15 protein-coding genes are annotated in these 13,868 nt (G+C 56.2%); 9 read left to right on the forward strand and 6 right to left on the reverse strand.

Annotation, left to right across the window (positions count from 1 at the left end):
* Window positions 1–55 precede the first annotated feature (55 nt).
* The 6 genes from gyrB to I2G40_RS02635 form a co-directional block, all read right to left on the reverse strand.
* A complete protein-coding gene (gyrB, locus tag I2G40_RS02610; protein ID WP_161155910.1) occupies window positions 56–2,086 on the reverse strand; it encodes a DNA topoisomerase (ATP-hydrolyzing) subunit B in 2,031 nt (676 codons plus the stop codon).
* Between the two features lie 105 nt (window positions 2,087–2,191).
* The gene (locus tag I2G40_RS02615) at window positions 2,192–2,755 is read right to left on the reverse strand and encodes a DciA family protein (RefSeq protein WP_324252559.1); all 564 of its coding nucleotides are present in this window, start codon (window positions 2,753–2,755) and stop codon (window positions 2,192–2,194) included.
* Window positions 2,742–3,848, reverse strand: a complete 1,107-nt coding sequence (gene recF, locus I2G40_RS02620; RefSeq protein ID WP_195544090.1) for a DNA replication/repair protein RecF — start codon at window positions 3,846–3,848, stop codon at window positions 2,742–2,744. Before recF ends, I2G40_RS02615 begins: the two co-directional genes overlap by 14 nt.
* Before the next feature lie 10 nt (window positions 3,849–3,858).
* The gene (gene dnaN, locus I2G40_RS02625; RefSeq protein WP_117640655.1) at window positions 3,859–4,962 is read right to left on the reverse strand and encodes a DNA polymerase III subunit beta; all 1,104 of its coding nucleotides are present in this window, start codon (window positions 4,960–4,962) and stop codon (window positions 3,859–3,861) included.
* 238 nt (window positions 4,963–5,200) lie between these two features.
* Window positions 5,201–6,925 carry a DnaA ATPase domain-containing protein gene (locus I2G40_RS02630; protein WP_324252560.1) on the reverse strand — a complete coding sequence of 575 codons (1,725 nt, stop codon included), beginning with the start codon at window positions 6,923–6,925 and terminating at the stop codon, window positions 5,201–5,203.
* Between the two features lie 15 nt (window positions 6,926–6,940).
* Window positions 6,941–8,293, reverse strand: coding sequence for an ATP-binding protein (locus I2G40_RS02635; protein WP_195544091.1), 1,353 nt, complete (start codon window positions 8,291–8,293; stop codon window positions 6,941–6,943).
* A gap of 345 nt (window positions 8,294–8,638) precedes the next feature.
* Here I2G40_RS02635 and rpmH point away from each other — a divergent pair, with 345 nt between their 5' ends.
* From rpmH to I2G40_RS02680, 9 genes are all read left to right on the forward strand, one after another.
* Complete coding sequence (gene rpmH / locus I2G40_RS02640; protein WP_019127408.1) at window positions 8,639–8,773, forward strand: 50S ribosomal protein L34; 135 nt, start codon at window positions 8,639–8,641, stop codon at window positions 8,771–8,773.
* A gap of 20 nt (window positions 8,774–8,793) precedes the next feature.
* Entirely contained in the window at window positions 8,794–9,132 is a 339-nt protein-coding gene (gene rnpA / locus I2G40_RS02645; protein WP_006236191.1) for a ribonuclease P protein component, read from the forward strand.
* Window positions 9,129–9,353: a membrane protein insertion efficiency factor YidD gene (yidD, locus tag I2G40_RS02650; RefSeq protein WP_195544092.1), complete on the forward strand. Its 225-nt coding sequence runs from the start codon at window positions 9,129–9,131 to the stop codon at window positions 9,351–9,353. Before rnpA ends, yidD begins: the two co-directional genes overlap by 4 nt.
* Before the next feature lie 29 nt (window positions 9,354–9,382).
* Entirely contained in the window at window positions 9,383–10,153 is a 771-nt protein-coding gene (locus tag I2G40_RS02655) for a YidC/Oxa1 family membrane protein insertase (RefSeq protein WP_195544093.1), read from the forward strand.
* A gap of 44 nt (window positions 10,154–10,197) precedes the next feature.
* Window positions 10,198–10,767 carry a Jag family protein gene (locus I2G40_RS02660; protein ID WP_022093802.1) on the forward strand — a complete coding sequence of 190 codons (570 nt, stop codon included), beginning with the start codon at window positions 10,198–10,200 and terminating at the stop codon, window positions 10,765–10,767.
* 168 nt (window positions 10,768–10,935) lie between these two features.
* Window positions 10,936–11,601, forward strand: coding sequence for a 16S rRNA (guanine(527)-N(7))-methyltransferase RsmG (gene rsmG / locus I2G40_RS02665; protein ID WP_225094052.1), 666 nt, complete (start codon window positions 10,936–10,938; stop codon window positions 11,599–11,601).
* A gap of 134 nt (window positions 11,602–11,735) precedes the next feature.
* The gene (locus tag I2G40_RS02670; RefSeq protein ID WP_022093800.1) at window positions 11,736–12,536 is read left to right on the forward strand and encodes a ParA family protein; all 801 of its coding nucleotides are present in this window, start codon (window positions 11,736–11,738) and stop codon (window positions 12,534–12,536) included.
* Window positions 12,529–13,434, forward strand: coding sequence for a ParB/RepB/Spo0J family partition protein (locus tag I2G40_RS02675; RefSeq protein WP_195544094.1), 906 nt, complete (start codon window positions 12,529–12,531; stop codon window positions 13,432–13,434). Before I2G40_RS02670 ends, I2G40_RS02675 begins: the two co-directional genes overlap by 8 nt.
* Complete coding sequence (locus tag I2G40_RS02680; RefSeq protein ID WP_149926478.1) at window positions 13,424–13,678, forward strand: hypothetical protein; 255 nt, start codon at window positions 13,424–13,426, stop codon at window positions 13,676–13,678. Before I2G40_RS02675 ends, I2G40_RS02680 begins: the two co-directional genes overlap by 11 nt.
* Window positions 13,679–13,868 lie beyond the last annotated feature (190 nt).

Raw genomic sequence — 13,868 nt, forward strand, 5'->3', positions numbered from 1 at the left:
GGTACGCGACCGACGATTGAGGGCGAAGGTGCGGTGGCTGGGAAAGCCGCAGGGATTAGGCGTCTAAGAATCGTGCGTCATGTGCATGCTTCTCGATGTACTCGCGGCGATAGCCGACCTCGGAACCCATCAGCTCGCGCACGGCGCGGTCCGCCACCACGGCGTCCTCGATCGACACACGCTGCAGAATGCGGGTCTTTGGGTCCATCGTCGTCGAGGCAAGCTGTTTGGGGTCCATCTCGCCCAGGCCCTTGTAGCGCTGGACGGTATAGCCCTTGCGCTTTTTGGTGATCTTGCCGTCCTTGGCCTTGCCGTCCTCGTCGTTATCATCGGGGTTCAGGCCCAGACTCTGGATGGTATCGCGCAGGATCTCGTCTTCGGGCTGGCGGCCGTTGGGATACACGTAGTGGATCTTGTTGCGCACCTTAATGCCAAAGATGGGCGGGCAGGCAACATAGACGTAGCCGGCATCGATCAGCGGACGCATGTACTTGTAGAAGAACGTCAGCAGCAGGATGCGGATATGCGCGCCGTCGACGTCTGCATCGGTCATGATGATGATCTTGTGGTAGCGCGCCTTGGTGATATCGAAGTCGCCGCCGTCGCCGGCACTCGTCGTGACGCCGCAACCGATCGCGGTAATCAGCGACTGGATGGTGTCACTCGAGAACGCGCGATGGTCACCAACGCGTTCGACGTTCAAAATCTTGCCGCGCAGGGGCAGAATCGCCTGGATGTCTCGGCGACGGCCGTCCTTGGCCGAACCGCCTGCCGAGTCGCCCTCTACGATGAAGAGCTCGGTCAGCTCGGCATCGCGCACCGAGCAGTCAGCGAGCTTACCGGGCAGGGACGCCGTCTCGAGCAGGCTCTTGCGGCGGGTCGCCTCGCGCGCCTTGCGGGCGGCATTGCGCGCCTTGCAGGCCTGTTGCGCCTTCTTGACGATCTCGCGAGCGGGCTTGGGATGCTCCTCGAGGTAATCGACAAGGCCGTCGGTCACAATCTTGAGCGTCAGCGCGCGCATATAGGAGCTGCCGAGCTTTGCCTTGGTCTGGCCCTCAAACTGCGGATCGGGCAGCTTGACCGAGATAACGGCCGAAAGGCCCTCGCGCACATCGTCGCCGGTCAGGTTGGCGTCTTTTTCCTTGAGCAGGTTCTGCTTGCGCGCATAGTCGTTGATCACGCGGGTGAGCGCGGTGCGGAAGCCCTCAAGGTGCATGCCGCCCTCGGGGGTGTAGATGTCGTTGGCAAACGACATGACGTTCTCGCCGTAGCCGCTATTCCACTGCAGGGAAACCTCAACCTCGCCCATCTTGGCCACAGGTGCGTCCGGGTCCGATTTACCCTCGATGTAGATAGGCTCCTTAAAGGCCTCGGGGACGTCCTTGCCCTCGTTAAGGAACTTGACGAAGTCGATGATGCCGCCCTCGTAGCAAAACTCCTCCACGTGGGGAGTAGACTCGCGCTCGTCAGTCAGCACGATTTTGAGGTTCTTATTGAGGAACGCCGTCTCCTGCAGACGGTTGTGCAGCGTATCGAAATCGTAAATGCAGGTCTCGAAGATCTCGTCGTCGGGCCAGAAGGTGACGGTGGTGCCCGTCGAATCCGAGGTGCCCACGACCTCCATCTTCTTGACGGTCTTGCCGCGCGAGAACTCCATCTCGTAGGTGTTGCCGTCGCGACGAACCTGAACGACCACGCGTTTGGACAGTGCGTTGACGACGGAGATGCCAACGCCGTGCAGGCCGCCCGAGACCTTATAGGCCGAGTTATCGAACTTACCGCCGGCGTGCAAGATCGTCATGACGACCTCGAGCGTCGGGATCTTTTTAACAGGATGCTCGTCGACGGGGATGCCACGCCCGTTGTCGACGACCGTGATGGAGTTGTCGGCGTGGACCGTCACCTGGATCTCGGTGCAGAAACCGGCCATGGCCTCGTCGACGGAGTTGTCAACGATCTCCCACACCAGGTGATGCAGACCGCTGGCGCTCGTCGAGCCGATATACATGCCCGGGCGCTTACGAACGGCCTCGAGACCTTCGAGAATCTTAATCTCGCCGCCATCGTAATCGTTTTCGTTTGCCACACGTCCTCCTTCAGTCAAGAAAATGTGTACAGCCTTACTAGTTTATCGTAAAAAAATACCCTCGGGAACGAGGGTATTTGGCTCTACAAGGCCACCAGATGCGATTTAAGGCTCTTTTTTGCTTTGCACGCCCTTGGCCCACTCGGCGCTGGCTCTCATGGCGTTCTCGAGGGCCTCGCGCAGTTTTTGGTCTTCGACGGGCGCCACTTGGCGCTCAATCTCGGTGCGCTCGGCCTCACTGAGGTCGGCGTGCGGAGCCGGCGGGCGCTCGGTCGTCGCCGGACGCAGGCGCTCCTTGGCGGCGGGCGGCGTGTGACCGGGCGCGGTGGTTTTGAACACCAGGCCATCCACATGTGCACCGGCGCGCTCCATGCGCGCGCGGATGATCTCGCGCAACAGCGTCATTTCCTGCGTCCACGAGGGCGAATCGAGATATACCAGCAGCTCATTGGACTCGGGCAGGTAGCGCAGGCCCGTCACATGCCGCCCCTCGCGCGTGCCCGAGCACACCGCATTCCAGGCGCGATAGACCGCACGAGATTCCTCTGCAGCCTCCATCTGCGCGCGGCGCTCAGGCGTCGCGGCCGCCAGGATGCGCTGACGCTCTGCGTTCAAAAATCCACTGAAGGCGACCGTTTCGCTCTCGCGCTCGTAATTAGCACGTCTCACCCATGCTCACCACCTTGGCTCGATCAAGCAGGTCATCGGTAAAATACCCCAGGTTGGTCGTGGTTATGACCGTCTGGATATCATCGCCGATCAACCGCAGAAAAGCACCGCGGCGCTCGCCGTCGAGTTCGCTCATCACGTCATCCAAAAGCAGCAACGGAGCGGTGCCCAGGACATCGCGAGCCACGGCCACCTCCGCCACCTTCCAGGCCAGAACCAACGTTCGCTGCTGACCTTGGCTGGCAAATGAACGGGCGGAGCGACCCGCCACGGTAAACTCAATCTCGTCGCGATGCGGTCCCACCAACGTCACGCCGCGGCGAATTTCCTCGTCGGCGTGCTCATCAAGGGCAGTCAGCATGCGCTCGTACGCCCAGCCCTTCAGCTCTTCGCGATCATCGACCTGGGGCAAATCCCCCAGCGTGGACGTATAGGTCACGTTGGCAGCCTCACCGGATGCCACTTGCCCGTAGGCAGTGTGCACATGGCCCGCCAGCCGGTCGAGCAGGGCCAACCGGTGCACAAGCAGGGCCGAGCCCGCGCGGGCAATCGAATCGTTCCACGCGCCGAGCATCTCGCGACAGCACCAGGTCTCCTTGAGCAGGGCGTTACGCTGGGTCACGCAGCGTCCATAGGTATTCGCAAGATCGGCATAGCGTGCGCTCAGTTGCATGCCAAAGTCATCGAGGGCGGCGCGGCGCACACTGGCGCCTCGCTTAACCATGTCCAGATGGTCGGGGCAAAACAGCACGCTCGGCAGAACCCCGCGCACACCGGCGGCAGAACATCTCTTGCCGTTGCGGCTAAACGAGCGCTTACCGTCCCCCACGCTCAATCCCATATCAAGCACGCGGCCGTCGCCCTCGAGCCTCAGCTCGACCTTGCACGAGCCCACGCCGTCATGGACGAGCTCGGCTGCGGTCGGATGCCTAAACGAGGCGCCGCTCGTCAGCAGCTGCAGCGCCTCTATGAGATTGGTCTTTCCCGCTGCGTTGGGTCCCGCAAGTATCGTCACGCCCTCGTCCAGGGCAAGGCGATAGCTATCGAAGCTGCGGTAGTGCGCGACGGAAAGATCGCGGGCGAACATGGTCATGGGGCGGTTGCTAGATGCGGACCGGCATGACCAGGTACAGGTAGTTGATCTTGTCGTAGGACTTGAAGATGCCCGCCTGCGAGTAGCTCTTGAGCTCCAGCGTGATCTCCTTCTCCTTGGACAGGGCATTGAGGCAGCCGAAGATGTAGTGGTAGTTGAAGGCGATGGTGCCCGACTCGCCCTCGGCCTCGACATCGATCGTCTCCTGCGCAAGGTCCTGGTCATTGGAAATGGAGGACAGGCCCATCTGCCCGTTCTCGACATCGATCTCGAACTTGACGGCGGGGTTGGCGCTCGCGATAACGGCCACGCGCTTGAGGGCGGCGTTAAAGGCGGCGACGTCGATCTTGACGCTCGTCACGCACGAATCGGGGATGAGCTGCTTGTAGTTGGGGTACACGCCCTCGATGCGGCGCGACACGTAGGTGGTGTTGCCGGCCTCAAAGACGACCTGGGTGTCGGTAGCTCCGATCATGATGGTCGCCTGGCTGGCCATGATGTTCAGCGCGTCGTTAAAGGCGTCGGCCGGAACGTTAAGCTCAAAGGAGCCCTCGAGGGTCGAGGTCTCGACCTGCGTATCGCACACGGCCAAGCGGAAGGAATCGGTCGCCACCAGGCGCACGGTGTTGTTCTCGACCTTCATGTGCACGCCGCCCAGGATGGGGCGGGCCTTGTCGGTCGAGGTGACGCGCCACACGCGGCCGACCATTTCGGACAAGATATCGGTCGGCAGCTCCACGGCACTCTCGATGGCATAGGCCGGAAACTCGGGGAAGTCATTGGCATCGAGCGTGTTCAGGCGGAATGAGCTCTTCTCGCAACTAATCAACACCTGGCGCTCGGACAGCTCAAAGGCGACCGGGGCATCGGGGAGGGTCTTGGTGATATTGGAGAGCATCTTACAGGGGATGACCATCTCGCCCTCTTCTTCGACATGCGCCGCAATGCGATGACGGATCGAGATGGTGTAGTTAGAGGTCTGGAATTCCAAGATGCCGTCTTGCGCCTTGACGAGCACGCCCGACAGGATGGGGAGGGTGGATGCCGAAGCGACACCCTTCATAACGACGCCGATGGCTTGTGTAAGCGAGCTCTGGCTGACGGTGAACTTCATCTTTTAATACCTTTCTATAGATATAAATATCTTAATAATAGTAATAGCACTGACGAAACTGTTGATTACTCCCAAAGACGCAGGTCAGACCCAGAAAGAGAATCGACAGCAGCCTGTGTGCAACAAGGGTGGTTTTCCACGTTCAAAACCTGCGCAAAACTTTTCATCACCGCGGGTTGGGTTTTAAACACCTTATGCCCGTGGTTTCGACAAGTTTTCAACAGGTGTCTCTATTTCCCTACGAGCGCAGTGTAATTTTATCGCGCAGCGACTTGAGGTCTTCGGTGACGGTGCGGTCTTCCTGGATCATCTTCTGGACCTTTTTGTAGCTCGTGCTGACGGTCGAGTGGTTGCGGTTGCCAAATTCGGCGCCCACCGCCGTGGTCGTCATCTCGCACATCTCGATGGCCAGGTAGATGGCGATATGGCGTGCTTTGGCGATATTGGCGTTGCGACGCGGGCCGATGAGCTCCTCGTGCGTCACGCCGTACTGCTCTTCGATGACGGACTGAACCGTCTGGACGTTGATCTTTTTGGCCGATGTGTCGAAGTACTGGCTGGCGATGGCGTCGATATCGTCAAAGGTGAGCTCCCTGCCCTCGCGCTCGCGGTCGCCCGCCTCGCCGGCGCAGCGCTCGCAAAAGCTCTCGAGTTCGCGGATGTTGGTGCCCGAGACCTCGGCCATGTGTTTAAAGTGCTCGTCGGTCAGGTGCCCGCCGTCGCCCCCATAGGCCGCCAGCAGCGAGTCGTCGCCTGCCTCGGGAGCGGCGACGATGGTGTTCTCGTAATAGCGCTGCAAGATCTTGTATTTCATCTCGTAGCTGGGCTCTGCGACCAGGCAGAGCATGCCGGCGTTGAAGCGGCTGGTCAGACGCTCGTCCATGCTCAGGTCCTTGGGGGCGCGGTCTGCCGCGATGACGACCTTCTTGTTGTTGCGGATGAACTCGTCCATGAGCTGGAAAAAGTAGTCCACGCTCGCGCGCTTGCCGATGATGTTCTGGATGTCATCGATGATGAGCACATCCACGCCGTGGTACGCCTGCATAATGGGGGCGTTGCTCTTCTTTTGGCGGTCGAACTCGGTCATCAGGTCGTCCAGATATGCCTGGGAGTTGGCATACTTGACCTTGATCTCGGGCGACTTTTCGGCGAGCTCGTTTTTGATGGCAAGCAGCAGGTGCGTCTTGCCCAGGCCCGATTTGCCGTAGATGAACAGTGATGTGCACGTGCCGCGCTCGTCCGCGAGGGCGGCAAACTTGAGTGCCGAGCGATAGGCATGGCTGTTCTCTGGGCCGTAGACAAAGTTCTCAAAGGTAAATTTTGAGTTCGCGGCGAGCGGGGCTCCATCCGTATTCTGCTCGGCCGGCGCGGTCGGTGCTGGCATGGGTGAAGCGGGGGTCGCAGCTTGCGTGGATTTAGTCGGCGCTCCGCCCTTCATCTGGTTCATCATGCGACGAAAATCATCGGCCGAGAGCGTGTTCTTGATTGCAATGCCCGAATCCGCGCCCGCCGCCGCGTCGTGAGCGATGGGCATGTGCGTGACGGGTGCGTTCGTTGACGTCGCCGCCGCGGTCGGCAACGGTGCCATGGTTTCACGGGAAACATCGCTGTGCTGGTGCTCGATTGTCGGCACGTCGCCTGCGGAGGCCGGCACCGCCGGGGAAGCAGCGAGAGCCGTGGCGGGCGCCGTCGCGGCAGCGGATTCCGTCGCGGCGCCTTGCGGTGCCACGATGTCGAGCGCAATCGGTGCAAAGGCGATTTCTTCCAGATAGGCCTCAATAGTCGACTGATGCTTTTTGAGCTGCGCGATGGCAAAGCGCGAGGGGGCCTCGATCGTGAGCGTATCTTCGGTCAGGCTTATGGCGCGCGATTGCCCCAGCATGTTGATGAGGCGTGCATCTTGGCCGTCGCGCTGGCAAAAGGCGATAGCATCCCCCAGGATGATGCTTGCTTCCTCGTCCACTGTCTCTCCCGTTCTTTAGCTCTGAGCTCGCACGCGAGCGGCGCCGAGTTCGGTCAGATGGTATTTCTGGCCATGCTTGATGACCAAGCCGGCCTGCGCCAAGTCATTGAGCGTGCGTGACCAAGTGGGGGCCGAGTTTCCAAACGACCTCGCCAGATCGGTTGCGCCGCACGCTTGATTTTGCGCTAGATAGCCCAGCGCGGCGTTGCCGCGATCGCTTACGAACACGTCCGGTTGTGGCTGCGCATACTGATTTGCTGCATTAGGATACATCATTTGAGCTGCTGGTTGTTGAGAACTCTGTATCGGCGGCATTTGCTGTTGAAAACTTTGAGGCCACTGTTGGTAAGGCTGCGGAGGCATCTGCTGGACCCAGGGGTTGTACTGCTGCTGCGGCATCTGCTGGTATGGCTGCTGATATCCCTGCTGGTACTGCTGCGGGAACTGCTGGCCATACCCCAGTGGAGGCATCTGCTGATATGGATATCCCTGTTGGTACGGCTGATGGCCCATTTGCTGGCCACCCAGTGCCCCCGTCGCCTGCTGCATTGCTGCTGTATCCTGATCCGCCAGCGGCATGGCCTCTGGCATGCTTGGCGGCATCGACATCGATGCCGCCTGGGGCTCTTGTGTGGGAAGCATTCCGGACTGCCGCATCTGCCCCACGGGGGGCTGCATCTGCTGCGTTGCCATGGGCTGCTGCGCAAAAGCTCCCGGCAGGGGATATGTGGGCTGCTCCGTCTCGGGCCGCACGGCAGCACCGCGTCCGCCGGCACGCTCGATTTCCTGCACGCGTTTAGGGTTCAGGCTTACCGTAACCACGGTGCCGTTGCCCATGTTGTCCTCGATGGATACGGCACCGCCGGCGTTTTCCAAATACTCCTGCACCATGGGAAACCCTGCTCCGGTTCCACGGATATAGCGCTTCATCTTGCTGTTTGCGCTGGTAACGCCAAAGTCGAAAGCACGTTCCTTGTCGTCGATGCCGGGTCCTTGGTCAGCAAAGCGGATGGTGTCTCCGCCGTCCAGAATCGAGATGATGGGCTCGGCAAAGTGCGCGTGGATAAAGTTTTCGACAATCTCGCGGATGACCATGAGCGAGATATGGCCGCCTTGTTCTTTCATGCACTGGTAGACGGTGTTGGTCGTCTCTTCCAAATACGTGCGGACATCTTGCGGATCAATGACGATCACACGCGGTGTCGACAACATGTCGTCATAGACGGCGATGCGCGCGGCGTACATGGCTTTTGGCGCCTGCGTTGTCGTCTGTTCACCTTCGTCACGCTCTTCGCGCACGCCGGTGATGTGCTCGTTGTCGGGTGCCGGGTCTCCGGAATCGACCATGGTGTAAAAGTCGTCAGACATGCCGCTCGCAATCTTTCATAAGGTTTCGAACAAATAGTAGCTCACTGTGCAATGCTTCTCATCTTTCGACAACTTTTCAAAACCTGTTGAAAACTTTGGAAAACGGGCGAAAAGTTCTCAACATTGCTAACATGACCTGTTGAAAACTCGATGAAATATCGTGAAAAGTTGCCATACACCGCTAAATCGAGCTCGGCTTATGGGGGAACCGTGTGAACTGCGCAACCTTTTACCTTTGATTTCTTGACATTTGAACATTGATTTCCCTACAATTTTCAAGCTCACGTGTCTATATCTGCGTCCGCGCCCCCGCGGACACTCGAAATGCAGCAGGAGGAACTTAAGATGAAGCGTACGTATCAGCCTAATAAGCGTAAGCGTGCCAAGACCCATGGCTTCCGTGCCCGTATGGCCACTAAGGGTGGTCGTGCCGTGCTCGCCCGTCGTCGCGCCAAGGGCCGCAAGCGTCTCACTGTCTAGCAGCGATACACACATCTCGCATGAAGACTATTAAGTCTCGGCAAGATTTCGAGCATGTGTTCAGTCAGGGGCGTCGTTTCAATCACCCTCTGATTCGAATGACCATATGTGAATCGGTTGGCGAAGGCGACTCCGGAAGGGTCGCCTTCGTTGGTGCTAAGCGACTCGGTTGTGCCGTCGTGCGCAACCGATCTAAGCGTGTGATGCGCGAGGCCGCCCGCAGCTGCGGATTTCCCGTTGCGGGTTATGACATCATCTTGTTCGCAACTCCCAAGACGAGGGTTTCCTCGCCGCAGGAGATGGACAAGGCGTTGCGTTCGCTTATGAAGCGCGCCGGCGTTGCCGGGGAGGAGCGATGAGCAATCACGTTTTGCGACGTGTTGCCATCGCTCCTATTCGCATATATCAACAGGTTATTTCGCCCTTATTGCCTGACGCGTGCATTTATTACCCAACGTGCTCGCAATACGCCATCCAGGCGATTGAGAAGTACGGCTTTTTGAGAGGCTGCTGGCTTGCCGTGAGGCGCATCGCTCGCTGCAATCCCCTGCACGTCGGCGGTTATGACCCTGTGCCTTAGCGGGCACTCGCTATCGGAGGAAAACTTACATGTGGGATTGGATCGTTAACATCCTTTTCGAGCTGCTCAAGCTCATCCAGACCTTTGCGGTCGACTGGGGCCTGTCCATCATCATCCTGGTGGTCATCATCCGTCTGCTGCTGACGCCGCTCATGCTCAAGTCGACAAAGTCGACGGCTCGCATGCAGGTGCTGCAGCCCAAGATGCTCGAAATCCAGGAGCGCTACGCCGACGATCCTCAGCGTCAGGCCGAGGAGATGCAGAAGTTCTACAGCGAGAACAAGTTCAATCCGCTGGCCGGCTGCCTGCCGCTTCTGATTCAGATGCCCGTCCTTATCGCCCTGTTCACGCTTCTGCGCAACCTGCCGCAGTACTTTAACGAGGGCACGTTCTCGTTCTTCAACATCCTGCCCGACCTGACCACCACGCCGAGCGCTTCCTTTGCCGATGGCTTTATGGTTGCGTTGCCTGCGCTGGTTTGCCTGATTCTCTTCGCTGTCCTGACCCTGATTCCGCAGCTGTATATGTCCCGCAATCAGACCGGTCAGCAGGCCCAGAGCATGCGTATGATGGCCGTTGTCATGACCGTCATGATGCTTTGGATGGGCTGGAGCCTGCCCGTCGGCGTTCTGCTGTACTACGATGTGTCTTCTGCCTGGCAGGTTATCCAGCAGATTTTTGTGACGCAGAAGGTCATCGACAAGGCGAAGGCCGATGAGGAGGAGCGTCTTAAGAACGCTCCGCTGCAGGTTGAGGTCACTCGTCGCGAGAAGAAGCCGCGCCCGCACAAGAAGAAGTAGTGGGATATCAATCTTATTTAGGTACCTAACTTTTGGAGTACGTTATGTCTGAAGAGATCATCGAGGATATGCTTGAGGAGGTTGCCCCGCAGGTCGCGGGCGATTATCCCGAGATTGCACAGCGCTACAAGGCTGGTGAAGAGCTGACCGATGAGGAGCTCGACACCATTGCAGATGTTGCGATTTCCATCCTGCGTTCCATCCTTTCGCACTTCGATGCCGCCAACTCTCCTATCGATGAGTATGAGGGCGACGAGGGTGAGCTGATTTTGGATGTAACGGCTCCCGACCTTGCTGTTCTCATTGGCCGTCATGGTCGCACTCTTGATGCTCTTCAGGTTATGTTCTCTTTGCTGGTGAGCCGCAAGCTTGGCTTTAGGTATCCGGTTGTAGTGGACGTCGAGGGATACAAGAGTCGCCGTCAGGATAAGGTCGCCTCCATGGCTCAGTCTGCTGCCGAGCGTGCCATCCGCACTCATAAGAGTGTTTCGCTTCCGCCCATGAATGCCTACGAGCGCCGACTGGTTCACATTGCACTTCGTGGCAACGATGCAGTCGATACTCATTCTGAGGGTTCTGACCCTGATCGCCATGTGGTGATTGTTGCTCGATAATCTACTCGAGCTTATGCTAAGGGGACGTGGTTTCCACGTCCCCTTTTTTTGTCAAAAGTTCTCGATACACTGATTTTTGTCAGAAAGGAGCTTTCGTTGTTAGTACTTACTGATCAGCAGGCTGACGAGATGTTGAGTCGTCTAACTTCCTATTGCAAAGAGTATTCCTTGAGCGTAACTGATGTTGAGCTGAGGAAATGTATTCAGCATTTGGATTTGGTTCTAGAAACAAATAAGACAACCAATCTCACCCGTATTCTTAACGTAGAAGATGCTGCAGTACTTCATATTCTCGACTCACTTGTTTTGCTCCCCTATATCAACAAGGCTCCTGAGGGAGCTTTGCTCGATATGGGAACAGGTGCGGGCTTCCCTGGTATTCCATTAACCATAACCACGCATCGTAAAGCTACTTATATTGACTCTGTTGGCAAGAAGGTTGATGCGGTTAATTCCTTTGTCCATGCTCTTGGATTGAAACATGCTCATGCGGTTCATGATCGTCTTGAAGAATATGCTCGAAGCCATAAGAAGCAGTTCTCTGTTGTAACCGCCCGCGCACTGGCCCCTCTACCGATTCTTGTTGAGTATGCGGCTCCGTATCTGAAGGATGGAGGGCTATTTGTTATAACCAAGGGCAATCCTTCGGATGAGGAGCTTGCTTCCGGCATGTCAGCAGCTAAGATTTGTGGCTTCACTTTGCTTCTGAATGACGCAATTGATTTGCCTGAAGGCTTGGGTCACAGGGAGTTCATTGTTCTTAAGAAGAGTCATCCAGCATCCGTCTCATTGCCTCGTGCAAATGGCGTGGCAAAGAAGAATCCGCTTGCCTAGATGTTTCACGTGAAACATAATGGATACTAACAACTTGCAGTGTTTCACGTGAAACATGGCGGTTGATATCGATTCGGAATGTTTCACGTGAAACATCCTCCGTTTGACAGCTTTAATACACACCAGGAGGGACCGTGGGATTTCGCGACGTTAAGCGTTCTAAGAGCGCAAAAGACACGCGTATCATTGCAATCATCAATCAAAAAGGCGGCGTCGGTAAGTCAACGACGGCTGTAAACCTTGCAGCAGCACTGGGTGAGCAGGGTCGTAAGACACTGATTGTCGATTTTGATCCGCAGGGAAACAGCACCAGTGGATTCGGAATTGAAAAAGAAGACCTTGATCACTGCATCTATGATGCATTGTTGAATGATGTACCGGCAGAATCGCTTGTTCTTGATACAAATTGTAAAAAGGTATTCGTTATTCCGGCTACAATTCAACTTGCAGGCGCGGAAATTGAGCTCGTAAGCGCAATTGCTCGTGAAACCCGCCTCAAAGATTTGCTTGAGCCGATTCAGGACGAGTTTGACTTTATTTTCATTGACTGTCCTCCTTCGCTCGGCCTGCTTACTATCAACGCTTTGACCGCAGCAGACAGCGTTTTGATTCCGATCCAGTGCGAATATTACGCACTCGAGGGCGTTACGAAGCTGCTTGAGTCAATGAAGATGGTCAAATCACGGCTGAACAAGGGCTTAGACACCTATGGTGTGCTTATGACCATGTATGACTCGCGTACTTCACTATCGAATCAGGTTGTTGAGGAGGTTCAATCGTACTTTGGTGATAAGGCGTTTAAGACGCTAATCCCCCGTACGGTTAAAATCTCCGAAGCTCCGTCTTTTGGAGAACCGGTAATTACCTATGCACCTCAAAATAAGGGTGCAAAAGCATATATGAACCTTGCAAAAGAGGTGATCAAGCGTGCCTAGTGTAAAGAAACGTGGCGGATTGGGACGTGGACTCAATGCCTTGGTCTCAGAGGCCGAGTATGAGACCGGCGGTTCGGCTGCGTCGGCTTCGAATGCCGCATCTGAAACAAAACTACCTATTGAGGATATCGTTCCCAACCCTAATCAGCCGCGAATTCACTTTAACGAAACTGAACTTCGCGAGTTGAGCGAGTCAATCCAAAAACATGGCGTTTTGCAGCCGCTTTTGGTTCGCAAGCATGGAAACGGCTATGAGATCATTGCTGGTGAGCGTCGTTACCAAGCTTCAAAGCTTGCTGGTCTTGAGGAACTGCCTGTCATCATTAAAGATGTTAACGATGAAGAGATGCTGGCTCTTGCTCTTATCGAAAACCTTCAACGTTCAGATCTGAATCCCGTCGAAGAGGCTAAGGGCTATCGACAGCTCATCGATGCCAGCGGTATGACCCAGGAGGCATTGTCGAAGGCAGTAAGCAAGTCACGCTCTGCAATTACAAACTCGCTGCGTCTTCTCGATCTCCCCGAAGTAGTTCAACAGATGATTTTTGAGGATAAACTTACTGCTGGTCATGCACGCGCGATTCTTGCAGTTCCCTATGAGGATGCTCGAATTCGACTTGCAGAGAAGGTTGTTGCAGAGGGCCTTTCCGTAAGAGCGACAGAAAATCTTGCTCCGTTGTTTTCTGCCGGAGAGACACCTAAGACGCCGAGGCCTGCAACCCCTCAGTCTTTTAAAAAGGCGGCCCGCGTGCTTCGTCAGGTTTTTAATACCAACGTGCGTGTGAAGAGCTCGCGTGGAAAGAATAAGATTGAGATTGAGTTTAAAGACGAGGAAGAGCTCTCTCGTATTCTTGGCGAAATGATTCAGTTTGATCAAGGAGGCCAAGATGAGGAATAGAATTTTAACTGCGATTGCATTGGCGACGACTGTCGCGGCTGGTGCCTTTGCTGGCTATAAGATCGCGACAGACGATGAACTTCGAGGTCGTTTGCTTCGTAGTGCGCAAGATATTGTCGATACATCCAAGAAGAAAATGGATGTTATGACAGAAGATGTTGCAATGCGTACTGCTCAGGTAACGAAGAATCCCAAGATTAATCAGGGTTGGGTCAGCAACCAATGGGAAAATGTAGGCTATTAGGTACCTAACAATTACTTAGCATATTGTGATGGGTCCTTGTCTGATTCACGAGACAAGGACCCCTTATTTTGGCCGTAAAAATGGGACCAGTAGCAGCTGATTCAAAATTCAGGTCAATAAATGAAACGACCCCGGTTGCATATCCTGCAACCGGGGTCGTTCGATGTTTCACATGAAACGTTTTGGGGTG

It is taken from the genome of Collinsella aerofaciens (assembly GCF_015558785.1).
Lineage (GTDB): Bacteria > Actinomycetota > Coriobacteriia > Coriobacteriales > Coriobacteriaceae > Collinsella > Collinsella aerofaciens_P.

Excerpts from the sequence above, each read along its gene's own strand:
- recF (WP_195544090.1), bottom strand. The coding sequence starts at position 3,848 with ATGACCATGTTCGCCCGCGATCTTTCCGTCGCGCACTACCGCAGCTTC.
- dnaN (WP_117640655.1), bottom strand. The coding sequence starts at position 4,962 with ATGAAGTTCACCGTCAGCCAGAGCTCGCTTACACAAGCCATCGGCGTC.
- I2G40_RS02635 (WP_195544091.1), bottom strand. The coding sequence starts at position 8,293 with ATGTCTGACGACTTTTACACCATGGTCGATTCCGGAGACCCGGCACCC.
- rpmH (WP_019127408.1), top strand. The coding sequence starts at position 8,639 with ATGAAGCGTACGTATCAGCCTAATAAGCGTAAGCGTGCCAAGACCCAT.
- rnpA (WP_006236191.1), top strand. The coding sequence starts at position 8,794 with ATGAAGACTATTAAGTCTCGGCAAGATTTCGAGCATGTGTTCAGTCAG.
- yidD (WP_195544092.1), top strand. The coding sequence starts at position 9,129 with ATGAGCAATCACGTTTTGCGACGTGTTGCCATCGCTCCTATTCGCATA.
- I2G40_RS02655 (WP_195544093.1), top strand. The coding sequence starts at position 9,383 with ATGTGGGATTGGATCGTTAACATCCTTTTCGAGCTGCTCAAGCTCATC.
- I2G40_RS02660 (WP_022093802.1), top strand. The coding sequence starts at position 10,198 with ATGTCTGAAGAGATCATCGAGGATATGCTTGAGGAGGTTGCCCCGCAG.
- I2G40_RS02680 (WP_149926478.1), top strand. The coding sequence starts at position 13,424 with ATGAGGAATAGAATTTTAACTGCGATTGCATTGGCGACGACTGTCGCG.